24 protein-coding genes are annotated in these 25,716 nt (G+C 68.7%); 14 read left to right on the top strand and 10 right to left on the bottom strand.

The window, feature by feature from the left end:
• Nucleotides 1-52: 52 nt before the first annotated feature.
• From rpoZ to parC, 4 genes are all read left to right on the top strand, one after another.
• Complete coding sequence (rpoZ, locus tag ACWH43_RS14190; RefSeq protein ID WP_158445276.1) at nucleotides 53-448, top strand: DNA-directed RNA polymerase subunit omega; 396 nt, start codon at nucleotides 53-55, stop codon at nucleotides 446-448.
• A 218-nt stretch (nucleotides 449-666) separates the two neighbouring features.
• A complete protein-coding gene (locus tag ACWH43_RS14185; protein WP_158445282.1) occupies nucleotides 667-2,877 on the top strand; it encodes a RelA/SpoT family protein in 2,211 nt (736 codons plus the stop codon).
• 175 nt (nucleotides 2,878-3,052) lie between these two features.
• Nucleotides 3,053-3,796 (top strand): DNA repair protein RecO, encoded by a 744-nt coding sequence (gene recO, locus ACWH43_RS14180; protein WP_158445277.1) that lies wholly within the window; start codon nucleotides 3,053-3,055, stop codon nucleotides 3,794-3,796.
• A 172-nt stretch (nucleotides 3,797-3,968) separates the two neighbouring features.
• The gene (parC, locus tag ACWH43_RS14175; protein ID WP_158445278.1) at nucleotides 3,969-6,215 is read left to right on the top strand and encodes a DNA topoisomerase IV subunit A; all 2,247 of its coding nucleotides are present in this window, start codon (nucleotides 3,969-3,971) and stop codon (nucleotides 6,213-6,215) included.
• Nucleotides 6,216-6,396: 181 nt separating this feature from the next.
• On the opposite strand, the gene ACWH43_RS14170 is transcribed toward parC, so the two are convergent.
• From ACWH43_RS14170 to ACWH43_RS14155, 4 genes are all read right to left on the bottom strand, one after another.
• Nucleotides 6,397-7,005, bottom strand: coding sequence for an outer membrane protein (locus ACWH43_RS14170; RefSeq protein ID WP_260347885.1), 609 nt, complete (start codon nucleotides 7,003-7,005; stop codon nucleotides 6,397-6,399).
• A gap of 111 nt (nucleotides 7,006-7,116) precedes the next feature.
• A complete protein-coding gene (locus tag ACWH43_RS14165; protein WP_158448065.1) occupies nucleotides 7,117-8,130 on the bottom strand; it encodes a DUF2336 domain-containing protein in 1,014 nt (337 codons plus the stop codon).
• Nucleotides 8,131-8,357: 227 nt separating this feature from the next.
• On the bottom strand, nucleotides 8,358-9,005 hold the full coding sequence (locus ACWH43_RS14160) for an RraA family protein (protein WP_158444629.1): 648 nt from the start codon (nucleotides 9,003-9,005) through the stop codon (nucleotides 8,358-8,360).
• Between the two features lie 111 nt (nucleotides 9,006-9,116).
• Nucleotides 9,117-9,881: an arginyltransferase gene (locus ACWH43_RS14155; protein ID WP_158444630.1), complete on the bottom strand. Its 765-nt coding sequence runs from the start codon at nucleotides 9,879-9,881 to the stop codon at nucleotides 9,117-9,119.
• An 85-nt stretch (nucleotides 9,882-9,966) separates the two neighbouring features.
• Between ACWH43_RS14155 and ACWH43_RS14150 the strand changes: the two genes are divergently transcribed.
• Nucleotides 9,967-10,806 (top strand): class I SAM-dependent methyltransferase, encoded by an 840-nt coding sequence (locus ACWH43_RS14150; protein WP_158444631.1) that lies wholly within the window; start codon nucleotides 9,967-9,969, stop codon nucleotides 10,804-10,806.
• Between the two features lie 2 nt (nucleotides 10,807-10,808).
• On the opposite strand, the gene ACWH43_RS14145 is transcribed toward ACWH43_RS14150, so the two are convergent.
• The 4 genes from ACWH43_RS14145 to hemB form a co-directional block, all read right to left on the bottom strand.
• On the bottom strand, nucleotides 10,809-11,282 hold the full coding sequence (locus ACWH43_RS14145; protein ID WP_158444632.1) for an RDD family protein: 474 nt from the start codon (nucleotides 11,280-11,282) through the stop codon (nucleotides 10,809-10,811).
• A 56-nt stretch (nucleotides 11,283-11,338) separates the two neighbouring features.
• Nucleotides 11,339-12,583 (bottom strand): threonine ammonia-lyase, encoded by a 1,245-nt coding sequence (locus ACWH43_RS14140; RefSeq protein ID WP_158444633.1) that lies wholly within the window; start codon nucleotides 12,581-12,583, stop codon nucleotides 11,339-11,341.
• A gap of 80 nt (nucleotides 12,584-12,663) precedes the next feature.
• On the bottom strand, nucleotides 12,664-14,004 hold the full coding sequence (locus tag ACWH43_RS14135; protein WP_260347884.1) for a branched-chain amino acid ABC transporter permease: 1,341 nt from the start codon (nucleotides 14,002-14,004) through the stop codon (nucleotides 12,664-12,666).
• Nucleotides 14,005-14,176: 172 nt separating this feature from the next.
• Nucleotides 14,177-15,235 (bottom strand): porphobilinogen synthase, encoded by a 1,059-nt coding sequence (gene hemB / locus ACWH43_RS14130; protein ID WP_158444635.1) that lies wholly within the window; start codon nucleotides 15,233-15,235, stop codon nucleotides 14,177-14,179.
• 247 nt (nucleotides 15,236-15,482) lie between these two features.
• Here hemB and ACWH43_RS14125 point away from each other — a divergent pair, with 247 nt between their 5' ends.
• The 4 genes from ACWH43_RS14125 (at nucleotide 15,483) to ACWH43_RS14110 (ending at nucleotide 19,380) form a co-directional block, all read left to right on the top strand.
• Nucleotides 15,483-16,538, top strand: coding sequence for an enoyl-CoA hydratase/isomerase family protein (locus ACWH43_RS14125; protein ID WP_158444636.1), 1,056 nt, complete (start codon nucleotides 15,483-15,485; stop codon nucleotides 16,536-16,538).
• Nucleotides 16,535-16,981, top strand: coding sequence for a DUF6163 family protein (locus tag ACWH43_RS14120; protein WP_158444637.1), 447 nt, complete (start codon nucleotides 16,535-16,537; stop codon nucleotides 16,979-16,981). The genes ACWH43_RS14125 and ACWH43_RS14120 overlap by 4 nt, the downstream gene beginning before the upstream one ends.
• A gap of 340 nt (nucleotides 16,982-17,321) precedes the next feature.
• Nucleotides 17,322-17,834 (top strand): transcriptional regulator LdtR, encoded by a 513-nt coding sequence (gene ldtR, locus ACWH43_RS14115; RefSeq protein WP_158444638.1) that lies wholly within the window; start codon nucleotides 17,322-17,324, stop codon nucleotides 17,832-17,834.
• A gap of 301 nt (nucleotides 17,835-18,135) precedes the next feature.
• A complete protein-coding gene (locus ACWH43_RS14110; protein WP_158448066.1) occupies nucleotides 18,136-19,380 on the top strand; it encodes a L,D-transpeptidase family protein in 1,245 nt (414 codons plus the stop codon).
• Nucleotides 19,381-19,750: 370 nt separating this feature from the next.
• Here ACWH43_RS14110 and ACWH43_RS14105 read toward each other — a convergent pair whose 3' ends face one another.
• Together ACWH43_RS14105 and ACWH43_RS14100 are read right to left on the bottom strand one after the other, a co-directional pair.
• Nucleotides 19,751-19,879: a hypothetical protein gene (locus ACWH43_RS14105; RefSeq protein WP_260347883.1), complete on the bottom strand. Its 129-nt coding sequence runs from the start codon at nucleotides 19,877-19,879 to the stop codon at nucleotides 19,751-19,753.
• Between the two features lie 298 nt (nucleotides 19,880-20,177).
• The gene (locus ACWH43_RS14100; protein WP_158444640.1) at nucleotides 20,178-21,419 is read right to left on the bottom strand and encodes an MFS transporter; all 1,242 of its coding nucleotides are present in this window, start codon (nucleotides 21,417-21,419) and stop codon (nucleotides 20,178-20,180) included.
• 68 nt (nucleotides 21,420-21,487) lie between these two features.
• On the opposite strand from ACWH43_RS14100, the gene ACWH43_RS14095 reads away from it, so the two are divergent.
• From ACWH43_RS14095 to ACWH43_RS14075, 5 genes are all read left to right on the top strand, one after another.
• Nucleotides 21,488-21,934 (top strand): helix-turn-helix domain-containing protein, encoded by a 447-nt coding sequence (locus tag ACWH43_RS14095; protein ID WP_158444641.1) that lies wholly within the window; start codon nucleotides 21,488-21,490, stop codon nucleotides 21,932-21,934.
• A gap of 112 nt (nucleotides 21,935-22,046) precedes the next feature.
• A complete protein-coding gene (gene glyA / locus ACWH43_RS14090; protein WP_158444642.1) occupies nucleotides 22,047-23,345 on the top strand; it encodes a serine hydroxymethyltransferase in 1,299 nt (432 codons plus the stop codon).
• A gap of 39 nt (nucleotides 23,346-23,384) precedes the next feature.
• Nucleotides 23,385-23,879, top strand: coding sequence for a transcriptional regulator NrdR (gene nrdR / locus ACWH43_RS14085; protein ID WP_158444643.1), 495 nt, complete (start codon nucleotides 23,385-23,387; stop codon nucleotides 23,877-23,879).
• A 34-nt stretch (nucleotides 23,880-23,913) separates the two neighbouring features.
• Nucleotides 23,914-25,056, top strand: coding sequence for a bifunctional diaminohydroxyphosphoribosylaminopyrimidine deaminase/5-amino-6-(5-phosphoribosylamino)uracil reductase RibD (gene ribD, locus ACWH43_RS14080; RefSeq protein WP_260347882.1), 1,143 nt, complete (start codon nucleotides 23,914-23,916; stop codon nucleotides 25,054-25,056).
• Nucleotides 25,056-25,703, top strand: a complete 648-nt coding sequence (locus ACWH43_RS14075; protein WP_158444645.1) for a riboflavin synthase — start codon at nucleotides 25,056-25,058, stop codon at nucleotides 25,701-25,703. The genes ribD and ACWH43_RS14075 overlap by 1 nt, the downstream gene beginning before the upstream one ends.
• Nucleotides 25,704-25,716 lie beyond the last annotated feature (13 nt).

The following is a 25,716-nucleotide window of genomic DNA, read 5'->3' as shown; positions in this document are numbered from 1 at the left end:
CGTGGCCAAATCCATTTCCCTGCATCGCCGAGATCGGAAGGAGCCGCCATCCATGGCTCGCGTTACCGTTGAAGACTGCATCGACAAGGTCGACAACCGCTTCGAGCTGGTCCTGCTCGCCGCCCATCGCGCCCGCACCATCGCTTCGGGCGCCTCGATCCTGGTGCCGCGCGACAACGACAAGAACCCCGTCGTCGCGCTCCGCGAGATTGCCGAAGAGAAGCTGACGCCGGAAGACCTCAAGGAAGAGCTGATCCACTCGCTGCAGAAGCATGTCGAGGTCGACGAGCCGGAGCCCGAGACGGTGCCGCTGCTCGCCAACCCGGCGGCCGCGGCCGGCGGCGGCTCGGATGCCGACGTCCAGTTCGACCGGATGAGCGAGGAAGACCTGCTGCGCGGCCTCGACGGCCTCGTGCCGCCGACCGAGAGCGCCGACGACGAGGACTGAGCCTCGCCGGGCTCGGCGCCGGAAAGGGGCAAGCCGCTTTCCGGAGTCGTTCGGGACCCTGCCGCGTGTGAATCGATTGTTCACCGTTTCCCGCTAAAGCCCGGCAGTGCCGGGCTTTTTCATGCCCGCCTTCCGGAAAACGCCTTGCTGGCGCCCTTGGCTGAGCAAATAATGATGCGTTGCAATGATCGCAGGATGAGGCTGGGGCCCGCATGGGCATGATGCGGCAATACGAGCTCGTTGACCGGGTCAAGAGCTACAATCCGAACACCGACGAGGACCTGCTCAACCGGGCCTATGTCTACGCCATGCGCGCGCATGGCACGCAGAAGCGCGCCTCGGGCGATCCCTTCTTCGCGCATCCGCTCGAAGTCGCCGGGATCCTGACCGACCTCAAGCTCGACGACGCCACCATCGTCGCCGCCGTGCTGCACGACACGGTCGAGGATACCGCGGCGACGCTGGAGGAGATCGAGAACCTGTTCGGGCCGGATATCCGCCGGCTCGTCGACGGGCTGACCAAGATCAAGAAGCTCGACCTGGTCTCGAAGAAGGCGGCGCAGGGCGAGAATTTCCGCAAGCTGCTGCTCGCCATCGTCGACGACATCCGCGTCCTGCTGGTGAAGCTGGCCGACCGGCTGCACAACATGCGGACCCTGCATTTCGTGCCCCCGGAGAAACGCCTGCGCATCGCCGAGGAAACGATCGAGATCTACGCCCCGCTTGCCGGCCGCATGGGCATGCAGGAATTGCGCGAGGAACTGGAGGAGCTCGCCTTCCGCCACATCAAGCCGGAAGCCCACGCCACCGTGACCAAGCGGCTGGAGGAGGTGACCGTGCGCGAGGGCAGGGTCATCGGCGAGATCGAGCAGGATCTCAAGGACAAGCTCGCCGCCAGCGGCATCCAGGCCGAGGTCCATGGCCGCCGCAAGCGGCCCTATTCGATCTGGAAGAAGATGGAGCGCAAATCCGTCTCCTTCGAGCAGCTCTCCGACATCTTCGGCTTCCGCGTCATCGTCGAGAAGCCGGAGGATTGCTACCGCGTCCTCGGCCTCGTCCACATGACCTGGCCGATGGTGCCGGGCCGCTACAAGGACTACATCTCGACGCCGAAGCAGAACGATTACCGCTCGATCCACACCACGGTCGTCGGCCCGGGCCACAGCCGCGTCGAACTGCAGATCCGCACCGATGCGATGGACCGCATCGCTGAATACGGCATCGCCGCCCATGCCCATTACAAGGACGGCCGCCCGGGCGAGCCGATCCAGCTCGCCGATGAGAGCCGCGCCTATCAATGGCTGCGCCGCACCGTCGACCTGCTGGCGGAAGGCGACAGCCCCGAGGAGTTCCTCGAGCACACCAAGCTCGAGCTCTTCCACGACCAGGTCTTCTGCTTCACGCCCAAGGGCCGGCTCATCGCCCTGCCGCGCGGCGCGACGCCGATCGACTTCGCCTATGCCGTCCACACCGATGTCGGCAACAGCGCGGTCGGCGCCAAGATCAACGGCCGCATCGCCCCGCTGCTGACCGAATTGCAGAACGGCGACGAGGTCGAGATCACCCGCGCCGAAGGCCAGGCGCCCCCCGCCGCCTGGGAGTCGCTGGTCGTCACCGGCAAGGCCCGCGCCGCCATCCGCCGCGCCACGCGCGTCGCCGTGCGCCGGCAATATGCCGGGCTCGGCCGCCAGATCCTGGAGCGCGCCTTCACCCGCGCCGAAAAGGCCTTCTCCGACGAGAAGCTCAAGGCGGCGCTGAAGCGTCTCGCCCGCAACACCGTGGACGACGTGCTCGCCGCCGTCGGCCGCGGCGAGATGTATTCCGGCGACGTGGTCAAGGCGGTCTATCCCGATCTCGAGCCGGAAAAGCGCGCGGCCGGCGAGGTCAGGCCTGCGGGCGTCGCCAACGGCAAGGGCTGGTTCGAGCTCGGCTCGGGGGACAACCTGAAATTCAAGCTGCCGGGCGAGCCCGGCGCCGACGCCATCCCGATCCGCGGCCTCGGCCGCGACCTGCCGGTGCGCTTCTCGCCGCAGGGCGGGGCGGTGCCGGGCGACCGCATCGTCGGCATCCTCTCGCCGGGCGAGGGGGTGACGATCTATCCGATCCAGTCGCCGGCGCTCGCCGCCTTCGACAACGAGCCGGACCGCTGGCTCGACGTGCGCTGGGACATCGACGACAAGGTGCCGCAGCGCTTCCCGGCCCGCATCGCGCTGAAGTCGATCAACGAGCCCGGCTCCCTGGCGCAGATCACCACCACCATCGCAGAGCATGACGGCAACATCGATTCGGTGCAGATGAACCGCCCGAACCCGGACTTCACCGACGTCACCATCGACCTCTCGGTCTGGGACCTGAAGCATCTTTCGGCGATCATCAGCGAATTGCGCGAGAAGCGGCAGATCAGCCGCGTCGAGCGCGTGCTGGGATAGGCTCAGGCCGCGCAGAATTTTCGCACGGTCATCCCGGGCGCGCGAAGCGGAGATGTCTGAGCCTCTTCGGGAAGCGCTCCGGCACGGATCCCGGATCGGCGCCGCTGACGCGGCCTGTCCGGGACGGCAGCGGCGGAAATTGACCGCCCGGCATCGCAGGCCCTAACTCGCCGGCATGGAATGGGCCGACGAGGGCACGATCATCGGGGCGAAGGGGCATGGCGAGAGCGCCGTGATCCTCGAGGTGATGACGCGCCATCACGGCCGCCATCTCGGCCTCGTCCGGGGCGGGCGCTCGCAGAAGGCGCAGCCGCTGCTCCAGCCCGGCAACCGCGTCTCCCTGACCTGGCGCGCCAGGCTCGACGAGCATCTCGGCGAATACAAGGTCGAGCTGCTCGCCTCCCATGCCGCGCGGCTGATGGCCGCGCCGGTCGCGCTCTACGGGCTCGCGACCGTCGCCGGCCTGCTGCGCCTCCTGCCGGAACGGGACCCGCATCCGGCGCTGCATGAGGGGCTGGCCGTGCTGATCGAGCATTTCGACGATGCCGACCTCGCGCCGGCGCTGATCGTGCGCTTCGAGCTCGCCATGCTCTCCGAGCTCGGCTTCGGCCTCGACCTGACGCGCTGCGCCGCGACCGGCTCGACCGACGATCTCAGCCATGTCTCGCCGAAATCGGGCAAGGCGGTCAGCCGCCCGGCGGCCCAGCCCTATCTCGACCGCCTGCTCGCCCTGCCGGCTTTCCTGGCCGAGGGGCAGGGCGCGCGCCCGCCTTCGGCGGCGGATCTCCTTGCCGGCTTCGCCCTGACCGGCTTCTTCCTGCGCCGTCATGTCTACGAGGCGCGGGGCCTGCGCGAGCCGCCCGAGCGGGCGCGGCTGGTCGAGCTTGCCGGGCGCGGCGCCGATTCATCCACCGGTTGAGCGCGAAAACCCGGCCCGGCGTTTGCGCGCGGGACGGCGTACCTGCATTGTTCTGGCAGGCTGATTCGCGCTGTGCCATAGAGCATCACACGAAAAAGCGGGTATCGGTTTTCGCGTGATGCTCGGGATCTTGAGCCGCGCGCGTTTTCGACAAGACGAGGGCTGAAGAGGCATGGGCAAGCCGGTCGATCCGCCGCCGGAGGACGAAGCCGAGCGCATCGATCTGAAATCGGCGCTCGAGGAGCGCTATCTCGCCTATGCGCTCTCGACCATCATGCACCGCGCCCTGCCGGATGCGCGCGACGGGCTCAAGCCGGTCCATCGCCGCATCCTGCACGCCATGCGGCTGCTCAGGCTCGATCCGGGCCAGGTCCACAAGAAATGCGCCCGCATCGTCGGCGACGTCATCGGCAAGTTCCACCCGCATGGCGACCAGTCGGTCTACGATGCGCTGGTGCGCCTCGCGCAGGACTTCGCCCAGCGCTACCCGCTCGTCGACGGGCAGGGCAATTTCGGCAATATCGACGGCGACAACGCCGCCGCCTACCGCTACACCGAGGCGCGCATGACCGAGGTCGCGCGCCTCCTGCTCGACGGTCTCGACGAGGACGCGGTCGATTTCCGCGAGACCTATAACGGCGAGGACGAGGAGCCCATCGTCCTGCCGGCGGCCTTCCCGAACCTGCTGGCCAACGGCTCGCAGGGCATCGCGGTCGGGATGGCGACCTCGATCCCGCCGCACAACGCCGCCGAGCTCTGCGACGCCGCGCTCTACCTGATCCAGCACCCGGAGACCTCCTCCGAGCAGCTCATGACCTTCGTGCCCGGCCCGGACTTCCCGACCGGCGGCATCATCGTCGAGAGCCGCGAATCGATGGCGGAGACCTACCGCACCGGGCGCGGCGCCTTCCGCACCCGGGCGCGCTGGCATGTCGAGGACCAGGGCCGCGGCACCTGGCTCGCCGTCGTCACCGAGATCCCCTACATGGTCTCGAAGGGCCGCCTGATCGAGAAGATCGCGGAACTCCTCAACGACCGGAAGCTGCCGCTGGTCGCGGATTTGCGCGACGAGTCGGCGGAGGACATCCGCATCGTCATCGAGCCGCGCGCCCGCAATGTCGACGCCAATCTGATGATGGAATCGCTGTTCCGGCTCTCCGAGCTCGAAGCGCGCATTCCGATGAACATGAACGTGCTGACCGGCGGGCTGGTGCCGCGCGTGCTCGGCCTCGCCGAGGCGCTGCGCGCCTGGCTCGACCATCGCCGCGAGGTTCTGCAGCGGCGTTCGCGCTTCCGGCTCGGCCAGATCGACAGGCGCCTGGAGATCCTGCGCGGCCTGCTGATCGTCTATCTCGACCTCGACCGCGTCATCAAGATCATTCGCGAGGAGGACGAGCCGAAGCTCGAATTGATGAAGGTCTTCGACCTCACCGAGATCCAGGCCAACGCCATCCTCGACACGCGCCTGCGGGCGCTGCGCAAGCTCGAGGAGATGCAGCTCAAGACCGAGCTCGACGAGCTCACCAAGGAGAAGTCGCAGATCGAGGACCTGCTCGCCTCCGAGGCGACGCAGTGGAAGACCATCGCCTGGGACATCCGCCAGGTGAAGAAGTCCTTCGGCCCGGAGACGACCATCGGCAAGCGCCGCACCGATTTCGCCGACATGCCCGACACCGCCGATATCGATCTGACTCAGGCCATGGTCGAGCGCGAGCCGATCACCGTCGTCATCTCGAAGAAGGGCTGGATCAGGGCGCTGAAGGGCCATGTCCAGGACAAGTCGAGCTTCTCCTTCAAGGGTGACGACGCGCTCCAGACGGCCTTCTTCACCGAGACGACGGCGAAGGTGCTGGTGCTCGCCTCCAACGGCAAGGTCTTCACGCTGGATGCCTCCAAGCTTCCGGGAGGGCGCGGCTTCGGCGATCCGATCCGCCTGATGATCGAGCTGGAGGAGGCGGCCGAGATCGTCCAGGCCTTCCCCTACCGCCCCGGCACGAAGCTGCTGATGGCGACCAGCGAGGGCAGGGGCTTCGTCGCCGCCGCCGACGATGTCGTCGCCAACACCCGCAAGGGCCGGCAGGTGCTGAATGTCGACGGCAAGGCGGTGGCGATGCTCGCCGTGCCGGCCGATGGCGACCATGTCGCGATCATCGGCCAGAACCGCAAGCTGCTCTGCTTCCCGATTTCCGAGGTCGCGGAGATGGCGCGGGGCAAGGGCGTGCGCCTGCAGCGCTACAAGGATGGCGGCCTCAGCGACGCCAGGACCTTCAAGCTCGCCGACGGGCTGACCTGGCTCGACACCTCCGGCCGGACCTGGACGGTGGCGCAGGCCGATCTCATCGAATGGCTCGGGCACCGCGCCGAGGCCGGCCGCCTACCGCCGAAGGGCTTCCCGAAGAGCAACACTTTCGGGGGCTGAGGCGGTTGCGCGCGGAGCCACGGCTTCGCGCCATGGCTCATCCTGCGCGGCCGTGCCTGCCGCCGGGCGAGCGGCGCCGCCGCGCCGTTGGCTCGATCTGGTGAGATTGTCGTAAGGACAGCGATTTCAACGGCTTATGCGCAATTCCGGAATCGGATTCGCAGCGTCTTGAATCGGGTCCTCAGCGAATCCGCTGGCCGACGACGCCGACCTCGACGCCCAGCGTCAGCTTGTCGGTGACGGCCCATTCCACCCCGGCCCTGGCCTCGGGCCTGACCGCGATGTCGCTTTGGCTGAAGGGCGGCGAGAACGGCGTCGCGCCGTAGCGCCAGGTCTCGTTCGCCGCCGACATGCCGACCTTGCTGTAGACCAGCACGTCCGGCGTCACGAGCACGCCGGTCTTGATCTGGAACGCACCGGCGAAATCGCGCGTATAGGCGACGCTGCCGAAGCTCGGCGTGCCGTAGCCGCCGATGGCGGGCGCGTAGTCGATCGCGCCGACGATGCCGTAGACGAAATTGCCCTCGCGCCGCATCGTCCCCATCTCGAGCCCGAAGGTCGGGCCGGCGCTGGTGCGCATATGCTTGCCGCTGGTCACCTGGAAGCCGGAGGAGATGCGCGCATAGGAGCCCTCCCATTTCGGCGAGAGGGTCGGGCCGTCCCAGGCGAAGGAGGGCAGGCTGGAAAAACCGGAGAGCGGCAGGACGCTCTGGGCGCGGGCGGGCGCCGTTCCCATGGCGATCGTCAGGGCCGCGGCGGCGGCCGTGGCGGAAACAACCGAAAATCTCACGTCGAAGGCATCCTCGCGCCGGGCATCGGGCCGAAGCTTAGCATGGGGCCGGCCGAATGTCGCCGTTTTGTGGCGCCGCGCTTGCTCCGGGCGGGCGAGGGCTGCGGCAGCTCAGGCGATCCTGGTCCTGAGCTTGAGGAAGCGCAGCGTCCGCTCGGCGGTGGCGAGGTCGAGCTTGGCATAAGCGTCGACATCGTCGTCGATGTCGCGCGAGGAGAAATACAGCCGCCGCGCCCGCAATTGCAGGATGGCGCGGAAGGCGGTCAGGCCGACGCCGAGCGTGCGGCAGGTCACAGCGATGCCGCTGGCGTCGCGCTGCATCAGCACGCGCAGAGCCTGGTCCGGGCCGATATCGGCGACCTGCGCCAGCACCTGCGCCAGATGATAGGCGCGGTCCTCGTCGGCGAGCATGGTCAGCACGTCGTCGACCTCGCGCACCTTGGCGGCGAGGTCGGCGAGCAGGAGCTTGACCTCGAGCCGCTGCTGGCGCGCCTGGCGGGCGAGCGACTGGGGCGTGTCGGCCCCGGCGGCGTCCTGCGCCAATTGCCCGACGATGCGCAGCACGCGCTCGGCCCGCTGCGGCGCCAGGTCGGAGCGGCGGGCGAGGTTGCCGGCGATGGCGGCGTCGCCCCTGCCGCGCTCCAGCAGCCGGTCGAAACCGCGATCGGAGAAGGTCGCGCCCTCATTGGCGGAGACGGTGGTGAGCACCGCCCGGTCGCCGCGCTCGACCAGGATGTCGGTGACGCTCTCGGAGAGGCGGGCACGCTCGGCGATGGCCGCGAGATGCTGCTGGCTCTGGCTGACGGCGATGGCGGCGAGGTCGCCGTCGGTCAGCACCGGCGACAGGGTGAGGACGAGCCGCGCCACCTCGGCATTGCCGTCGCCGCCGAGCGTGACGGCGACGTTGCGCGGCAGCGTCGGCGCCGCCGCGACGCGGTCGGCATAGTCCTTGCGGTCCTCGTCGCCGAGATGGGTGAGCGAAGTCACGGCGATCTCGCCGTAATGGTCCTTGCTGGTGTCGCTCGGGTCCTGGTCCAGCAGGAACAGGTCGGTGACGGCGTTGAGCAACTGACGGCGCGAATCCGACGACAGCTCGGTCGGCATCCGGGTCAGGTTGCGCAGCATGAAGGCCCCCAAGGCGGTAACGTAGCGGGAGACTGCAATGCGCGAACTTGATTTACTCTTAAGCCGGTGGCGGTTTTCCAGAGGTTGCCGGCATGAATAGGAGCGTTTTCCAGATTCCTTCTGAAGTATAGCGTGCCGGAACGATTATCTACTGCGTCATTGCTCGTATAAGTTGCAGTTTCCCGTGGCGGTGGCGCGCCCGGGCCTGAGCCGGGCGCGCGACGGCTTCAGAACTTGCCGTATTGCAGATAGGCCTGCTGCGGGTCGGTGCCGGCGAGGATGGCGGTGCGGACCTTGTTCTCGGTCGAGATCGCGGCCTCGGATTTCTCGACCACCTCCTCGACGATCTCGGCCGGGATGCGGACCACGCCGTCGCGATCGGCGAGGATGTAGTCGCCGGGACGGATCCAGACCGCGCCGATCTTGATCGGCTCGTCGACCGCCTTGGGCAGCCAGGCGCCGACGATGTCGCGCGGGGTATAGGCCTTGAAATAGGCCTGGAAGCCCATCTCGATCATGAATTCGGTGTCGCGCGAGAGCCCGTCGATGACGCAGCCGCGCACGCCCTTGTTCTTCAGCGTCTCGGCCGAGAGCTCGCCCATCAGCGCCACCTCCTCGGTGTTCGGCTGGCAGACCCAGACATGGCCGGGCTTGGCGGCCGAGAGCAGGCCGGTCCAGCTCAGCAGCGTCTCGTGGGCATCGAACGCCCCGGCCTTGCCCTCCACGGTGAAGGCGGGGCCGGCGAGCGTCTGGCCGGGCAGCAGCGGGCGCAGCTCCGGCGGCAGGGTGAAATCGCTCAGGCCCATGCCGCGCATCACGTCATGGACGACGCCGGTGTAGCAGCGCTCGAGGCGCCGGGTCAGCTCTTCGCTCATCATTCCTCCGTGGCGCGGCGCTCCGGGGCGCCGCGCGGTTTGATGGAGGCGGCAGGGTGGCGGCGCCGGCGCGGCGGGACAAGCGCGTTTTCCGCGCGGCCCTGATGCGCCTCAATCGGTTGAAGCGGCGTGCTCGACCCGTTCCCAGCCCTGCGGCATCAGGCGCTCCTGCGGCAGGAAGCGCGCCTTGTAGGACATTTTCGGCGAGCCATCGACCCAATAGCCGAGATAGACATAGGGCAGTCCGAGCCGCCCGGCGCGGGCGATGTGGTCGAGCACCATGAAGGTGCCGAGCGAGCGGGCCTCCAGCCCCGGATCATAGACCGAATAGACCATGGAGAGGCCGTCGTTCAGCGTGTCGGTCAGCGCCATGGCGAAGAGGTCGCCCTCGCCGCGCCCGGTGAAGCCGGAATCGGGGCCGCGGCGGCGGTACTCGATCAGATGGGTCTCGACATGGGTGTCCTCGACCATCATCGCGAAATCGAGCGCCGACATCGTCGCCATGCCGCCATCGGGATGGCGCACGTCGAGATAGGAGCGGAACAGCGAATAATGCTCGGAGCGCGGCTGCGGCGGGCGGGCCTCGCCGATGAGGTCGCCATTATGCGCCAGCACCTTGCGGAAGCCGCGCGTCCAGCGGAAATCGTCGACGCAGATCCGCACCGAGACGCAGGCGCGGCAGGTTTCGCAGGCCGGGCGGTAGGCGATGCTCTGCGAGCGCCGGAACCCGCCTTGCGACAAGACGTTGTTGAGGTCGCCGGCGCGCGGCCCGACGAGATGCGTGAACACCTTCCGCTCCTCGCGGCCCGGCAGATAGGGGCACGCGGTCGGCGAGGTGAGGTAGAATTGCGGGGCATCCCGCAACGGGCGCGTCACGTCGGTTGGCTCCCCGGAGACTTCCGTCTTCAATGTAGCATCGGCGACGGCGGCAACAAGCGCGATGCGAGGACCGGAGGGTGTGATGGCCGGCGAAAAAGTGGCGCTCCAGGGCGCGCAGGAGACCCTTCTCGTGACGCTCTGCGCCAAGGCGGGCGAGAGCCGTCTGCCCGACACCTTGCTGGGAGACCGCTTCGCGGCCGAGGCGCTGGCGCGGCTCGATTATGATTTCGACGGGCTGAAGATCGACCGCGACATGATGATCGGCATCGCGCTGCGGGCCCATGTCATCGACGGCTGGACGCGCGCCTTTCTCGGCCTCCATCCGGAGGCGAGCGTCCTCCATCTCGGCTGCGGGCTCGACAGCCGGGTCTTCAGGGTCGCCCCCGCCGCGAGCGTCCGCTGGTTCGATCTCGACTATCCCGACGTCATCGCCTTGCGGGAACGCCTCTATCCGGCGCGCGAAGGCTGCACGCTGCTCGCCTCCTCGGTGACGGAGCCGGGCTGGCTCGACGCCGTGCCGCGCGACAGGCCGGCCCTCGTCATCGCGGAGGGGATCCTGCCCTATCTGCCGCCGGAGGAGGTGACGCTTCTGCTGGAGCGCCTGGGCGCCCATCTGCCCGGCGGCGAGATCGTCTTCGACGCCTATAGCCGCCTCGGCCTGGCGCTGATCGCCTGGCAGCCCTCGATCCGGGCGACCGGGGCGAAGCTGCTCTGGTCGCTCGACGATCCGGAGGATCTGCTCCGCCAGTTCCCCCGCTTCGAGCTGGTCGAGGAGCTCGCGGGCTACGATCCGCGGCAGGTCGCGCGCATGTCGCTGGCGGCGCGGCTCGCCATCCCCGTGATGGGGCTCGTGCCGGCGCTGTCGCGGATCGGGAGGCTGCTGCGCTTCCGCTTCGGGAGCGCCGGCGCGGACGGCGGCTGAGGTCAGGCCCGCACGACGACGAGGCCGGTCAGCAGGTCGTGGCCGAGGCGCCGGTCGGACCGGAACAGGCCGCAGGCGATGTCGAGCAGCCACAGCGCCACCGTGCCGGCCGCCACGTAGAAGAACAGCGCGTGCACCGCCGCGACGAGCCCGTCGGGGCGCCCGCCATTCGCCGTCTCGACCCGCAGGCCGGCGACGCGCATGCCCCAGGTCGCCTGGCGCGGGCCGCCGATCGTCAGCGCCGCATAGCCCAGCGCGGTGACGAAGGCCGCGGCCGGGATCAGGAACCAGGTCGCGCCGAAGGTGACGATGCCGAGCAGGACCAGCAGCAGGAAGACCAGCCAGCCGAGGAAGAACAGCACGACGATGTCGACGATCCAGGCGAACAGCCGCGAGCCCAGCACGCCGCTGACGTTCTGGTAGGAGCGCTGTTCCAGGGCCGTGATCGGCGGCTGGCCATAGCGGGTGTCGCTCATCGAAATCTCATCCTCCGTCGCCCGCGGGACTGCGGGCTCCGACAGGTAATGTTTGATCAGCGTGCCGGTTCCGCAAGGCCGCGCGGCAGGATGCGCCGCGGCGCGAAGCCGTTTTTCGCGAGCATGTCCTCGATCGCGCGCGAATGCGCCTCGCCGCGGGTTTCCACCGTCACGTCGAGCGTGACGCCCTTGGCCGGCACGTCGAGGAAGAGCCGGCCATGGCTGACCTCGAGGATATTGGCGCCCTCGTCGCCGAGCAGGCTCGCGATCTTGCCGAGCAGGCCCGGCCGGTCGCTGCTGGTCAGGCGGAAGGCGACGATGCGGTCCTCGCGCTCCAGCTCGCGCACCATGATCGCGGCGAGCAGGCGGGTGTCGATATTGCCGCCGCAGAGCAAGAGGCCGACCTTGCGCCCGGCATAGCGCGCCGGCTCCTTCAGCATCGCGGCGAGGCCGGCCGCGCCGGCGCCTTCCGCGAGACTGTGTTGAAGACTTGCATAAGCGTTGACGGCGCGCTCGATCAGGTCCTCGCCGACGAGCACGATGTCCGAGACCAGGCTCGAGACGATCGGCAGGGTCAGATGGCCGACGGTCTTGACGGCGATGCCCTCGGCCAGCGTCGCGCCGCCGATCGGCCGGTCCTGCCCGTTCACGGCGTTGTAGAAGGAGGGGTAGAGATCGGCCTCGACGCCGATCAGCTCGATGCCAGGCTTGATCGCCTTGGCGGCGACGGCGTTGCCGGCCATCAGCCCGCCGCCGCCGAGCGGGATGATCAGCACGTCGAGATCGGGCTCCTCGGCCAGCATCTCGCGCGCGACGGTGCCCTGGCCCGCCATCACCGCGGGGTCGTCATAGGGATGGACGAAGACGAGCTGCTCGGCGCCGGCGAGCGCGCGCGCCTTGTCGGCCGATTCGTAGAGGGTCTCGCCGTGCAGCACGACGCGCGCGCCATGGGCCCGCGTGTTCTCGACCTTCACCAGCGGCGTCGTCTCCGGCATCACGATCGTCGCCGGAACGCCGAAGCGCCTGGCGTGGTAGGCCACGGCCTGGGCGTGGTTGCCGGCGGACATGGCGATGACGCCGCGGCCGCGCTCGGCCTCGCTTAGCGAGAGCAGCTTGTTGACCGCACCGCGCTCCTTGAACGAGGCGGTCGCCTGCATGTTCTCGTGCTTCACCAGCACCTCGGTTCCGGCGAGCTGGGACAGGCGCGGCGCCGGCACCAGCGGCGTGCGCAGCACATGGCCTTCGATGCGCCGGGCGGCGGCGTCGATGTCCTCGGGCGTGATCGCGAAGGTTTCGGTCATGATGCGTCCGTGTCGTCCGCCGGGCACCGGCCGGGAGGGAGCGGGTTTCGGGAGGAGCCGATGCAGGCGGCAGGCTGTCGTCAAACCTGCCGCGGCGTCAATTCGGCATCGCCGAAGAAACCGCCGGGGCGCCAGATCAGAACGATGGCGAGCAGCAGATAGACCGCGAGGTCGCGCTGCTCGATCGGCAGCGTCGCCGACCAGAGCGCCTCGAAGCCGGCGATGAACAGCCCGCCCAGCGCCGCGCCGCTGACCGAGCCGATGCCGCCCAGAACGGCCGCGACCAGAGCCTTGAGGCCGAGCGTGAAGCCGCCTGCGAAGCCCATGCCGCCATAGATTGCCGTGACGATGACGCCCGCCATGCCGCAGAGCGCGCAGGCGATGACGATGGCGATGTCGCGCACGGCGCGCGGATCGACGCCGAACAGCGCCGCGGTGCGCTCGTCCTGCGCGACCGCCCGCCAGGCCCGGCCATAGGCGGTGCGGCGGATGAGCTGGACGAGGCCGAGCATGGCGCCGAGGCCGAGCAAGGTCAGCACCGTCGCGAGCGGGTTCAGCGTCACGATGAAGTCGCCGGCATGGGCGAGCCGCAGCGGCGTGTTGAACACCGGCGGCAGCCAGCGCAGTTGCGGGCCCTGGGCCAGGCGCAGATATTCCGACATGGCGATGGCGAGCCCGATGGTCGCGATCAGGATCTGCTGGCCGCTCGCGCGTTCGAGCCGGCGCAGCACGAAGCGGCCCATGGCGAAGCCGTGCAGCGCCGCGACCAGGATCGCCACCGCGAAGGCGGCGACGAGCCCCGTCAGCGGGGTCGAAACCGGCAGCGAGAGCAGCAGCGCCACGCCGACCACCGAGGCCAGCGCGCCGAGCGCGGCGAATTCGCCGAAGCAGAGGATGATCCGGCCGGTCAGGCCGTAGACCAGCGCATAGGCGGCGGCGAGGAGGCCGTAGATCGCCGCCGTGGGCAGGCTGCTGAGCCCCTGCTGCAGGCCGTAGGCGAGGCCGGACGGGATGGCCGGCAGGTCCTCGGTCGAGAGCGCGGCCGGGTCCGGCGGCGGCTCGACGCGATCCTCCAGATAGAAGCGGCGCAGGAAATAGAAGCTGGCATCAGGCATCGGCCGCCCGTCCGAGGCGATGCCGATCAGGTTCGGCCGCCCGAGGCCGTTGCTCTCGGCGGCGAACAGGCAGTCGATGCTGCGGTGGCGCGCTACCCCGTCGCCGAGCTGGACCCGGTAGAGCAGGCGCAGCGCCCGCGGCACCGGCCCGACGGTGGCGCGCTCGATCTCGATATGGGCGCCGGTCGGGTTGAGCGGCGGGATGGCCTGCCGGCACAGCCGCATCTGGTCGGTATCGAAGCCCTCGCCGCAGCCGGAAAGGGCGACGAGGACGGCTACCAGAATCGGCAGGAGGAGGGGGCGCATGAGAGCGCGACGGTAGCGCCGCCGCCCTGGCAAGGAAACCGCGCCGTCATGCCCGGGCAGCACCGCGGTCATTCTCGGGCGCCGCGCAGCGGCGAGCCGGGAATCTCATGCAGGACGAGGCGCGTATTTTCGCGTCACGGGAGGCTCGGCTCGAGCCCGGGCATGACACCCGTCACCGGGCCGCCTTCAGCGCCTTCGCCACGCGCGGCGCGAAATAGGTCAGCACGCCGTCCGCACCCGCCCGCTTGAAGGCGAGCAGGCTCTCCAGGATCGCCTTGTCGCCGTCGAGCCAGCCGTTCCGCACCGCCGCCATCAGCATCGCGTATTCGCCGGAGACCTGATAGGCGAAGGTCGGGACGCGGAAATGCTCCTTCACCCGCGCCACCACGTCGAGATAGGGCAGGCCGGGCTTGACCATGATCATGTCGGCGCCCTCCTCGAGATCGAGCGCGACCTCGGCCATGGCCTCGTCGCTGTTGGCCGGGTCCATCTGGTAGGTGCGCTTGTCGCCGATCAGCGTGGCGTTGGTGCCGATCGCGTCGCGGAACGGGCCGTAGAAGGCTGAGGCGTATTTGGCCGCATAGGCCATGATCTGCACGTCCTCGTGGCCGCCGGCGTCGAGCGCCTCGCGGATCGCGGCGACGCGGCCGTCCATCATGTCGGAAGGCGCGATCACGTCGGCCCCGGCATCGGCCAGCGCCAGCGCCTGCCGGACGAGGATCGCGACCGAGGCGTCGTTCAGCACGCGCTCGCCGTCCATGACGCCGTCATGGCCATGCGAGGTATAGGGATCGAGCGCCGCGTCGCAGATGATGCCGATCTGCGGCACCTCCTTCTTGATCGCCCGCACGGCGCGGCACATCAGGTTTTGGCCGTTCAGCGCCTCCGAGCCGGTGGGGTCGCGCAGCGCCTTCTCGACGAAGGGGAAGGGCGCGATCGCCGGAATGCCGAGCTCCGCCGCCGCGGCCGCCTGCCGGACGGCCTCGTCGATGTTCAGCCGGTCGACGCCGGGCATCCATTCGACCGGGGTGCAGGCCTCGGCCGCGTCCATCAGGAAGATCGGCCAGATCAGGTCGTCGCTGGTCAGCAGGTTCTCGCGCACCAGCCGGCGCGACCACTCGGCCTTGCGGTTGCGGCGCATGCGGCGCGTCAGGCCGAGCGAGGGGGCGCTGTGGACTTCGACCTGGCGCGACTCGGGGGCGGGGAACGGCGTGACGACCCGGGATTTCATGGCGATGCCTCAAATGACGTGGCCGCGGCGTGCCCGGAGGAAGCCTGGGGGCGGCGGCGGCCTGTCCGCTTCATATCACATCGGAACGATTCCAAAACAGGGCGCATGGTCGCAACGGGGTCGCGCTCCGCTCATCCTGCCGGAGGGCGCCGCCGTGCGGCGAGGCCAAGCCGGTTCCTGGCTTCGCCGCGTTGACAAGCCGGTTCCCGCCTTCCAGAACCGCACCCCATCGCAACCGGAGCGGGCCATGACGCAGGACCAGGACATCATCTGCGAAATCCGCGGCGCGGCCGGCGTCGTCATCCTCAACCGGCCGAAGGCGCTGAACGCGCTGAGCCTCGGCATGGTCCGGGAACTGGCGCGCGCGCTCGATGCCTGGGAGAACGACCCGCAGGTGACGCGCGTCGTCGTCCTCAGCACGAGCGAAAAGGCCTTCTGCGCCGGCGGCGACATCCGCTGGCTGCATGATTGCGGCAAGGCCGGTCGCCATGACGCGATGCTCGCCTTCTGGGGCGAGGAATACATCCTCAACCACCGCATCAAGACCTATCCCAAGCCCTATGTCGCGCTGGTCGACGGCATCGTCATGGGCGGCGGCGTCGGCATCTCGCTGCATGGCAGCCACCGCATCGCCGGCGACCGCTATCTCTTCGCCATGCCGGAGGTCGGCATCGGCTTCTTCCCCGATGTCGGCGCGACCCATGCGCTGCCGCGCCTGCCCGGCGCCTTCGGCAGCTTCCTCGCCCTGACCGGCGAGCGCATCGGCGCCGCCGATGCGCTGTCGGTCGGCCTCGCCACCCATGCCGTGCCCAGCGACCGCATGGCCGAGCTCGCCGATGCGCTGACGGGCCGTTCCGCGCTCGACGACATCCTCGCCGGCTTCACCATCGCGCGGCCGCCCGGCCCGCTGCAGGCGGAGGCCGCGACCATCGCCGAGGCCTTCGCGGCCAGCTCGCCGCTGGCCGTCGTCGAGCGGCTCGGCGCCCTGGCCGCCAAGGGCAGCGCCTTCGCCGGCAAGCTCGTCCAGACCCTTGCCACCAAGTCGCCGACCAGCATCGCCATCGCCCATGAGCAGATGCGCCGCGGCCGGGAGCTGGATTTCGCCGAGGCGATGCGCACGGAATTCCGCATCGTCTCGCGGATCGCCCATGGCCACGACTTCTATGAGGGTGTTCGCGCCGTGGTGATCGACAAGGACCAGGCGCCGCGCTGGCAGCCCGACCGGCTGGAAGCCGTCGAGCCCGCCGCGATCGCCGCCTATTTCGCTCCGCTCGGCGCCTCCGAGCTGAAGCTGGAGCCTTGAGCTTGGGCCTGGGCGGCGACGGCGAGGCCCTGCGCGGCGAACAGGCGGGGGAGGGCGGAACCAAGGCCGCGGCGCGCTGGCGGCTGGTGCTGGTCTGGTTCCTGCGGCTGCTCTCGGTCGCCTGGCTGGCCAAGGGGCTCATGGCCTGGATGGTGATCTTCGGCGTCTCGGGGGATGCGCTGCCGCCCTTCGAGAATCGCCTGCTCAGCTTCCAGGCGATCATCGTCTATTTTGCCGTGATCGACCTCGTCGCCGCGGTCGGGCTCTGGCTGACCTCGACTTGGGGCGGGGTGCTCTGGCTGCTGGCGACGCTGAGCCAGCTCCTGCTCAGCTTCTTCTTCCCGCGCTTCGTGCCGCTGACGGCCTGGATGGTCGGCATCTATGTGGCGCTGATGGCGATCTACTTCCTCGTCACCTGGGCCGCCGAGAACGAGGCGGAATAGGTCCGCGCTAGCCGTCTTGCTCTGCGAGCCCTGGTCCCGAGGCGCCGTTTCCGACAAATGGCGCCTCAGGATGTGGGCTCGAATTTCAGCCCGGGCATCGCGCGGCCGGCGCGCTTCATGCGGGCGCCATCGGCTTTGGGCGGCCGCTCGATTGCCCCGAGTCATGGTAAGAATCGCTTTAGCTTAAGCCTTTCCGGCTTCACCTACGATTCACCCAAAGGGGTAAATCTCTGATTCATCCTGATATTTAAACTCGTTTTCATCCGGGCAGGCTTATGGTGTTTTTCAGAAGCGGACCGGGAGACAAATCCCGGCTGACACACAACAGGCGGGATATACCATGAAAGCGAGCGTCAAGACTTCTGAAGTTGCCAAGAACGACGAAGTCGAACTGAGCGTGAAGCCTCTTTATCTTGAGTCGCTGACCCTGGTGGAGCGGCTGCATCGCCGGCTTCTCGATGTCATCAAGGATGAGTTCGAGCGCCGCGGCCGCGACGACGTCAACAGCGTGCAGGCCCTGCTGCTCTACAATATCGGCGACGCGGAGCTGTCGGCGAGCGAGCTGCGCACCCGCGGCTACTATCTCGGCTCGAACGTCTCCTACAACGTCAAGAAGCTGGTCGAGCTGGGTTATCTCCACCATGCCCGTTCGCGGATCGACCGCCGTTCGGTGCGCATCAGCCTGACCGAGAAGGGCTCGGAGGTACACGACATCGTGAAGGGCGTGTACGACAAGCATGTCCGCACGGTCGAGCAGATCGGCGGCATCGCGGCCGACGATTTCGAGCGCATGAACAACGCCCTGCTGCGGCTCGAGCGCTTCTGGACCGACCAGATCCGCTACAAGCTCTGAAACGCCTGCTTCGGCGCGGTTCGCCAGCCGGGCCGCCGGAACCGTCCGGCGCCCGGGCCTCGCGCAGGCAAGGGATGCGACGCGGCTGTCGCCGCCCGCTCCGAATGTGGCTTTCGAGTGTGGCTTTGCTGCCATGCCTGCCGCAAAACGCGCGCATGCCCTAAATTCGCCGCTCTCATCACACCTCCTTAACCGTGATACGACACCGTCGCCGCATTGGGGCCGATCCGCCGCTGCCGCTCCTCCCGGCGGCATTTTTGTGCCGGTCGCCCGCGTTCGGATGAAGTTGAAGAGGGAAGAGATGTCGCAACTGAGCCTGACACGCCGCGAAACCGTGCTGGCGCTGCTTTCGGGCGCCGCTTCGGCGGCAGCCGCCCCGGCATTCGCGCAGCAGGCCGAATGGCTTCAGAACTACGATGCCGGCCCGCGCAACGCCGTGCTGCGCTCCTCCACGCCGATGCTGTCGCCGGAAACCCTGCAGGCGACCGAGCAGGCCATCGCCGCCTATCGCGACCTCGCCGCGCGCGGCGGCTGGCAGCCGGTGCAGTTGCCCGAGCGGATGGGCCTCGGCGCGCGGGGAGCCGCGGTTGCGGCCCTGCGCCAGCGCCTCGCCGTCACCGGCGACCTCGTCCAGAAGGCGGGCGAGAGCAATGTCTACGATTCCTATGTCGAGGCGGCGGTGCGCCAGTTCCAGGCCCGCGTCGGCCTGTCGACGACGGGCTCGATCAACCGCGCCACCATCGTCGCGCTCAACGTGCCGATCGAGCGTCGCATCCGCCAGCTCGAGACCAATGTCGTGCGCCTGCGCACCTGGTCGGGCAATCTCGGCAGCCGCTATGTCGTCGCCAACATCCCCGCCGCGACGGTCGAGACGGTCGAGAACGGGCGCGTCGCCACCCGTCACGCTGCCGGCGTCGGCAAGATCGACCGGCAGTCGCCGCTGCTCCAGACCAAGATTCCCGAGGTCAACTTCAACCCGACCTGGACGGTCCCCGCCTCCATCATCCGCAAGGATCTGATCCCGAAGATGAGGAAGGAGCCGAACTACCTCACCGAGAACAAGATCCGCATCATCTCGCCGAGCGGCGGCGAGATCGCGCCCTCGCAGGTGAACTGGAACTCGGACGAGGCGACGCGCTACACCTTCCGGCAGGATCCGGGCGGCGACTTCAACTCGCTCGGTTTCGTGCGCATCAACATTCCGAGCCCCTACGGCGTCTACATGCACGACACGCCGGCCAAGGGCATCTTCGGCGACGATTACCGCTTCGTCTCCTCGGGCTGCATGCGCGTCCAGAACGTGCGCGACTATGTCGCCTGGCTGCTCAAGAACACCCCCGGCTGGGATCGCGCCAAGATCGACGAGGTCATCGCCTCCGGCCAGCGCGTCAACGCCCGCATCGCCGACCCGGTGCCGTGCTACTGGGTCTATGTCACCGCCTGGGCGACGCCCGATGGCGGCGTGCAGTTCCGCGACGACATCTATAACAAGGACGGCCTCGGCCCGGCGCCGGTCGCGGCGCTGCAGGGCGAGAACGACATCTGATCGCCTGACGATCCGATTCCGGCAAAACCGCACTCCAAACGAAAAACCCGCCGAGCCATCGGCGGGTTTTTCGTTTGAGAGGCTGGCTCCGAGCGCATCGGGGCCATCTTCCAGACGCCGAACATCGGCGTCACGCAGATGAAGGTTCAGAGCGAGCCGATCCGAGGATCGTGTGGCGGCGGCGCTGGCCTGCCGGCGCAGCTCGCTTCCCGGGTTGCGGCGCGGGGGGGGGGGCTGCTCGGCCCTCCGCATGGTCCTGACGGAGCGGCTGGAGCATCGGGCTGAATATCGTCTTCAGTCCGATGCTCCAGTTCCTTGATTTTGCGTCGGCTTTTCCGGGAAATCGCGTTCCGCTTTTCGGGCCGGTGCTCTAGCTCCAGAAGCCCTGCTGGTAGTCGCGAGGCGAGAACGCTTCCGTATCGTCCTGCTGGGCCTCGCATTCATCGTCGTGACCGAGCTCGGCCTCGGAGGCGCAATCGCAGTCGTGCCGTTCGAGCATGAAACTCTCCTTTCGAAGTCTGAGAGAGGTGCTTCGGAAAGGAGAGATATGGGTTTATGTTGCGACGCACAAGATGACGTTGCAGGAGCTTTTGGCCCGATATCCGGCCGAAAGCGCCGATCGAGCCGTGGCGGATTCGCGCCGGGTACCGAGAAAACGCTTGAAATTCAGACGATTCGCGCCATCGCTCCTTCTTTCCCATCCGGGTCGGTGTTGCCCTGCAAAATGGCGGGATCACGATCTCGCGCGCCCCGTCTGCCGGCCGCTGGTTCCGGCACTGGCGCGCGGCGGGCTGGCGTCAAAGCGAGGGGGCCCGTGCCGATGCGGCCCTCGTTCGCAGCCGCAGCCGTGAAGCCGCACCCGCCAATGCCGCCGCCAGGGCCATGATCGCGAGCAGCAGCGCGGTTCCCTGAAACAGGGCGCGATAGCCATATCCGTCGATCAGCGGCGTGCTGGCGAGCGGGGAGCAGAACTGGCCGATGAAGACGGACGCGGTCAGGATGCCGCCGGCCAATCCGCGCGCGGCGGGCGGCGCGAGGTTCAAGGCGAGTGCGATGAAGCTCGGGGAGACCAGCGCATAGCCGGCCCCGATCGCCGCAGCGGCCAGAAAGAGAAGCAGTTCCGCTCCGGCAACGGGCAGAAGCAGGAAGCCCAGCGCCATCGAGCCGTAGCCCAGGAGGAAGATGCAAGCGTAGCCGCCTGCGCGCTGGATGCGCGGATAGAGCAGGGCAAGGCAGCCTCCCGAGACCATCAGCAGGCCGAGCATCGCCCCGGTCATGGCCGGGCTGGCATAGCCTCGCAGGGCCAGGAAGAACGATAGCTGCGTCGGCATGAGAAAGAAGATCATGTTGGTCGCGGCCTGGAGGAGCGCCAGCAGGACGAGCAGGCTGCGCCACGGGCCGCCACCCTCGCTGCTTCCGCCCGGCATGGCCGCGACGGCGGAGGGGCTCCGCTCGGGGTCGATGATGACGCGCCATGTCAGCGGCAGGAAAAGGATCGCCAGCCCGTAGATGGCAAAGGGCAGGCGTGGCGAAAGCGCGGCGACCCAGCCCGCGAGCGAGATGAAGACCAGCCCGCCGAAATTGCGTGCGGAGATCTGCAGGCCGGTCAGCGCGTTGCGGGCGTGGCCGGTGAAATAGTCGCCGATCAGGGCGGTCTGTGCCGTCATGATCAGGGCGACGGCGACGCCGAGCACGAGGCGGCTCGCGAAAATCGTCGGCAGGTCCGGCAAGACCAGGCCGGCGCATCCGGAGAGCACGAACAGGAGCATGCCGGTCAGAAGCAGCCTGCGCCGCCCGAGACGGTCGGCGACCAGCCCGATGACCGGTGCGCAAATCGCAACGGCGAGCGAGGGGGCCGGTACCAGCAGCCGGGTCAGCATCGCCGCGTTCGGATCGGCGCTGAACAGCCGCTCGATCCCGGGCAGGGCCGGGCTGATCGTCGCGTTCGCCATCGTCGTGAGCGAGGCCGCCATCAACAGCGCGATGGCGCGCGGGTCGCGCCAGATCGCTCTTTCCCTTTCGGTATCAGTGTTTTCCATGATTTTTCCTCTTGCCGGGATCGCAGGTTCGGCGGAGCCTACGAATTCAAGTCAGCTTGAGGTCAAGCATGCCGCTTCTGGACATTGGCGAGATCGCGGAGCGCTCCGGGGTTCCGCCGTCGACGCTGCGCTACTACGAGGAGATCGGGCTGATCCGGTCCGAAGGACGGCATGGGCTGCGCCGGCAGTTCGATGGCGACGTGCTGCTCAGGCTGTCGCTGATCGGCCTGGGCAAGGCCGCGGGGTTTTCGCTCGTCGAGATCGCCGGCATGTTCGGCCGGGACGGGCAGCCCGCAATCCCGCGCGCGCAATTGCGCGCGAAGGCCGACGACCTGCAGCGGCAGATCCTCGGCTTGAGGATGCTGCGCGATGCCTTGCGCCATGTCGCCGATTGCCCGGCGCCGAGTCATCTCGAATGCCCCAGCTTTCGCGCGCTCCTGAAAGCCTCCGCGCGCGGGCCCCTGGTCTATGACCCGTCCGGCGGCCCGCCCGGCCGGCGCAAGCGGGGAGGCTGACCGGGCGCGCCGGCCCTGTGGCCATCTATCGCTTGGACAGCCTCTATCCTCATGATAGGGACGCCGCGACGGGACCGGACCGAGACCGGCCGCCGAACTTCAGGAGCCGGACATGACCGAAGCCGCGCGCGACAAGCACCTTTCCAACTCCTTCTTCGGCGCGCCCCTGGCCGATGCCGATCCCGAGATCGCCCGCGCGATCACGCTGGAGCTCGGTCGCCAGCGCGACGAGATCGAGCTGATCGCCTCCGAGAACATCGTCTCCCGCGCCGTGCTGGAGGCGCAGGGCTCGGTGATGACCAACAAATATGCCGAGGGCTATCCGGGCCGGCGCTATTACGGCGGCTGCCAGTTCGTCGACATCGCCGAGAAGCTCGCCATCGAGCGCGCCTGCCGGCTGTTCGACTGCAAATTCGCCAATGTCCAGCCGAATTCCGGCAGCCAGGCCAATCAGGGCGTCTTCATGGCGCTGATGCAGCCCGGCGACACCTTCATGGGTCTCGATCTCGCCGCCGGCGGGCACCTGACCCATGGCGCGCCGGTCAACCAGTCCGGCAAGTGGTTCAACGTCGTCTCCTACGGCGTCTGCGTCGTCGATCAGCTCATCGACTACGACGCGATGGAGCGCCTCGCCCTCGAGCACAAGCCGAAGATGATCGTCGCCGGCGGCTCGGCCTATGCCCGCCACTGGGATTTCGCCCGCTTCCGCGAGATCGCCGACAAGGTCGGCGCCTATTTCATGGTCGACATCGCCCATTTCGCCGGCCTCGTCGCCGGCGGCGCGCACCCCTCGCCGTTCCCGCACGCCCATGTCGTCACCACCACGACGCACAAGACCCTGCGCGGCCCGCGCGGCGGCATGATCCTGACCAATGACGAGACGATCGCCAAGAAGGTCAATTCGGCGATCTTCCCGGGCATCCAGGGCGGCCCGCTGATGCATGTCATCGCCGCCAAGGCGGTCTCCTTCCACGAGGCGCTGCAGCCCGAGTTCAAGACCTATGCGCACGCCGTCGTCGCCAACGCCAAGGCGCTGGCCGAGACGCTGAAGGCCAAGGGCTTCGATCTCGTCACCGGCGGCACCGACAACCACCTGATGCTGGTCGACCTGCGCTCGAAGAAGCTGACCGGCAAGGCGGCGGAGGCCGCGCTCGGCCGCGCCCACATCACCTGCAACAAGAACGGCATCCCCTTCGACCCCGAGAAGCCGATGACCACCTCCGGCATCCGCCTCGGCACCCCGGCGGCGACCTCGCGCGGCTTCGGCATCGCCGAGTTCAAGCAGGTCGGCGAGCTGATCGCCGAGGTGCTGGACGGGCTCAGCCGGAATGGCGAGGAAGGCAACGCGGCTGTCGAGGAGGCGGTGAAGGTCAAGGTCGGGGCGCTGACGGCGCGCTTCCCGATCTATTGAGGACATGCGAAGGGGCTCTGAGAAAGGTTAGCGACCGGAATGCGCTGTCCCTATTGCGGCTCCCTCGATACCCAGGTCAGGGATTCCCGTCCCACCGACGACCACGCCTCGATCCGCCGCCGTCGCGTCTGCCCTGACTGCGGCGGCCGCTTCACCACCTTCGAGCGGGTGCAGTTGCGCGAGCTGACCGTGGTGAAGCGCTCGGGCCGGCGCGCGCCCTTCGACCGGGACAAGCTGGAGACCTCGGTGGCGCATGCGCTGCGCAAGCGCTCGGTCACGCCGGAGCGGATCGAGCGCATGCTCAACGGCATCGTGCGCCAGCTCGAGAGCTCGGGCGAGGCCGAGATCCAGAGCTCGACCATCGGCGAGCTGGTGATGGAGGGGCTGAAGGGCCTCGACGACGTCGCCTATGTCCGCTTCGCCTCGGTCTACAAGAACTTCCGCGAGGCCAAGGACTTCGAGGAACTGCTCGGCCAGCTCGGCGCCGTCGAGGAGGAGGGCGCCCCAGCCCCGCCGCCCGGCAGCGATGACTGACCGCAGGGCGTCTTCAGCCGGGGCGGGCCCCGGCTTGCCCGAAGACGACAGGCCCGGACAGCGCGTCGACCGCCTCTTCATGGCGCAGGCGCTTGGGCTTGGCGCGCGCCATCTCGGCGCGACCTGGCCGAACCCGTCGGTCGGCGCCATCGTCACGCGCGACACCGCCGACGGGCCGGTCGTGGTGGCGCGCGGGCTGACGCAGCCCGGCGGGCGTCCGCATGGCGAGGCCCTGGCCTTCGCCCGCGCCGGCGCCGCGGCGATGGGCGGCACGCTCTACGTCACGCTCGAGCCCTGCTCTCACCGCTCGCTGCGCGGCGGCATCCCCTGCGTCGAGCACACCATCCTTTCGGGCGTGAGGCGCGTCGTCTCGGCGATGGCGGACCCCAACCCCTTCATCGCCGGGCTCGGCCACGCGCTGCTGCGCACGGCCGGCATCGAGGTCGTCACGGGCGTACTCGAGGAGCAGGCCCAGCGTGCCCATCGCGGCCATGTCCTGCGGGTCACGCAAGGGCGGCCGATGGTGACCTTCAAGATCGCCCGCACGGCCGACGGCTATGCCGGCGGGGCGGGCGGGCGGCCGATCGCCGTGTCCAGCCCGCCGGCCGGCGCCTGGGTGCATCTGCAAAGGGCGCATCACGACGCCATCATGCTCGGCATCGGCTCGGTGCTGTCGGACGATCCGCAATTGACGGTGCGCCTGCCCGGCCTGGCCGGTCGCTCGCCGGTGCGGGTCATCCTCGACTCGCATCTCAAGCTGCCGCTGGCCTCGAAGCTGGTCCGGACCGCCCGCGACATCCCGGTCTGGGTGATCGCCGCCGAGGCCGCGCCGGTCGAAGCCGAAGCGGCGCTCGTCGCTTCCGGCGTCGAGGTCATGCGCGTCGCGGCCGGGCCGGACGGCCATCTCGACCTGCGCGAGGCGCTGACGCTGCTCGGCACGCGCGGCATCACCCGTGTCTTTTCCGAGGGTGGCCCGCGCATCGGCGAGAAGCTGGCGCTGGAAGGGCTTGCCGACGAGGTCATCGTCTCGACCTCGCCGAAAAGGCTGGGCGAGCCCGGCATCGTCGCCGTGCGCCCGGGGCTTGCGGGATTGCTGGCCGACCCCGATCTTTACCGCCTTGCCGGGACCGAATGGATCGGCGGCGACCGTTTCGAGCATTTCGTGAGGAGAGGCTGATGTTCACCGGCATCGTCACCGCCATCGGCGAGGTCGTCGAATCCGAGCGCAAGGGGCCGAACCTCAAGCACCTCGCCATCGCCAGCCCCTATGAGGCGGAAGGCATCGCCATCGGCGCCTCGATCGCCTGCGCCGGCGTCTGCCTGACCGTCACGGCGCTGCGGCCGCGCGGGGATGGCGAGCCCGGCTGCGTCTTCGAAGTCGATGCGGCGGCCGAGACGCTGGCCAAGACGATGGTCGGCGAATGGGAGCCCGGCACCCGGATCAATCTGGAGCGCTCGCTCAAGGTCGGCGAGGAGCTCGGCGGGCATCTCGTCACCGGCCATGTCGACGGCGTCGGGCGCATCCTCAAGATCGAGGCGATCGAGCCCGATCCGGACGAGCCCTGGGGCGCGACCGCGCGCTTCCACATCCGGGCGCCGCAGGGGCTCGCCCGCTTCATCGCGGCCAAGGGCTCGGTCAGCCTCGACGGCACCTCGCTGACGGTCAACACGGTCGATGACGACGTCTTCACCGTGTTGCTGATCCCGCATTCCTTCGCCGTCACCACCTGGGGCCAGCGCAAGGAAGGCGACCCTGTCCATGTCGAGGTCGATCTGATGGCGCGGTATGCCGCACGGCTTGCGGAGGCGCGCCCGCAGGGTTAGATCGTGGCCCACT

The sequence above is a fragment of the Allobosea minatitlanensis genome (assembly GCF_964020775.1).
The sequence above is the reverse complement of the archived record's forward strand: the minus strand, read 5'-3'. Positions and strand labels throughout refer to the sequence as shown.

What these genes read in the sequence shown, in the direction of transcription:
- ACWH43_RS14095 (WP_158444641.1), top strand. Translation starts at nt 21,488, where the DNA reads ATGCCGCTTCTGGACATTGGCGAGATCGCGGAGCGCTCCGGGGTTCCG.
- ACWH43_RS14100 (WP_158444640.1), bottom strand. Translation starts at nt 21,419, where the DNA reads ATGGAAAACACTGATACCGAAAGGGAAAGAGCGATCTGGCGCGACCCG.
- parC (WP_158445278.1), top strand. Translation starts at nt 3,969, where the DNA reads ATGGGCAAGCCGGTCGATCCGCCGCCGGAGGACGAAGCCGAGCGCATC.
- ACWH43_RS14145 (WP_158444632.1), bottom strand. Translation starts at nt 11,282, where the DNA reads ATGAGCGACACCCGCTATGGCCAGCCGCCGATCACGGCCCTGGAACAG.
- ACWH43_RS14150 (WP_158444631.1), top strand. Translation starts at nt 9,967, where the DNA reads ATGGCCGGCGAAAAAGTGGCGCTCCAGGGCGCGCAGGAGACCCTTCTC.
- ACWH43_RS14110 (WP_158448066.1), top strand. Translation starts at nt 18,136, where the DNA reads ATGTCGCAACTGAGCCTGACACGCCGCGAAACCGTGCTGGCGCTGCTT.
- rpoZ (WP_158445276.1), top strand. Translation starts at nt 53, where the DNA reads ATGGCTCGCGTTACCGTTGAAGACTGCATCGACAAGGTCGACAACCGC.
- ACWH43_RS14160 (WP_158444629.1), bottom strand. Translation starts at nt 9,005, where the DNA reads ATGAGCGAAGAGCTGACCCGGCGCCTCGAGCGCTGCTACACCGGCGTC.
- recO (WP_158445277.1), top strand. Translation starts at nt 3,053, where the DNA reads ATGGAATGGGCCGACGAGGGCACGATCATCGGGGCGAAGGGGCATGGC.
- ACWH43_RS14135 (WP_260347884.1), bottom strand. Translation starts at nt 14,004, where the DNA reads ATGCGCCCCCTCCTCCTGCCGATTCTGGTAGCCGTCCTCGTCGCCCTT.
- ACWH43_RS14105 (WP_260347883.1), bottom strand. Translation starts at nt 19,879, where the DNA reads ATGCTCGAACGGCACGACTGCGATTGCGCCTCCGAGGCCGAGCTCGGT.
- ACWH43_RS14165 (WP_158448065.1), bottom strand. Translation starts at nt 8,130, where the DNA reads ATGCTGCGCAACCTGACCCGGATGCCGACCGAGCTGTCGTCGGATTCG.
- hemB (WP_158444635.1), bottom strand. Translation starts at nt 15,235, where the DNA reads ATGAAATCCCGGGTCGTCACGCCGTTCCCCGCCCCCGAGTCGCGCCAG.
- nrdR (WP_158444643.1), top strand. Translation starts at nt 23,385, where the DNA reads ATGCGCTGTCCCTATTGCGGCTCCCTCGATACCCAGGTCAGGGATTCC.
- ACWH43_RS14075 (WP_158444645.1), top strand. Translation starts at nt 25,056, where the DNA reads ATGTTCACCGGCATCGTCACCGCCATCGGCGAGGTCGTCGAATCCGAG.
- ACWH43_RS14140 (WP_158444633.1), bottom strand. Translation starts at nt 12,583, where the DNA reads ATGACCGAAACCTTCGCGATCACGCCCGAGGACATCGACGCCGCCGCC.
- ACWH43_RS14185 (WP_158445282.1), top strand. Translation starts at nt 667, where the DNA reads ATGATGCGGCAATACGAGCTCGTTGACCGGGTCAAGAGCTACAATCCG.
- ldtR (WP_158444638.1), top strand. Translation starts at nt 17,322, where the DNA reads ATGAAAGCGAGCGTCAAGACTTCTGAAGTTGCCAAGAACGACGAAGTC.
- ACWH43_RS14125 (WP_158444636.1), top strand. Translation starts at nt 15,483, where the DNA reads ATGACGCAGGACCAGGACATCATCTGCGAAATCCGCGGCGCGGCCGGC.
- glyA (WP_158444642.1), top strand. Translation starts at nt 22,047, where the DNA reads ATGACCGAAGCCGCGCGCGACAAGCACCTTTCCAACTCCTTCTTCGGC.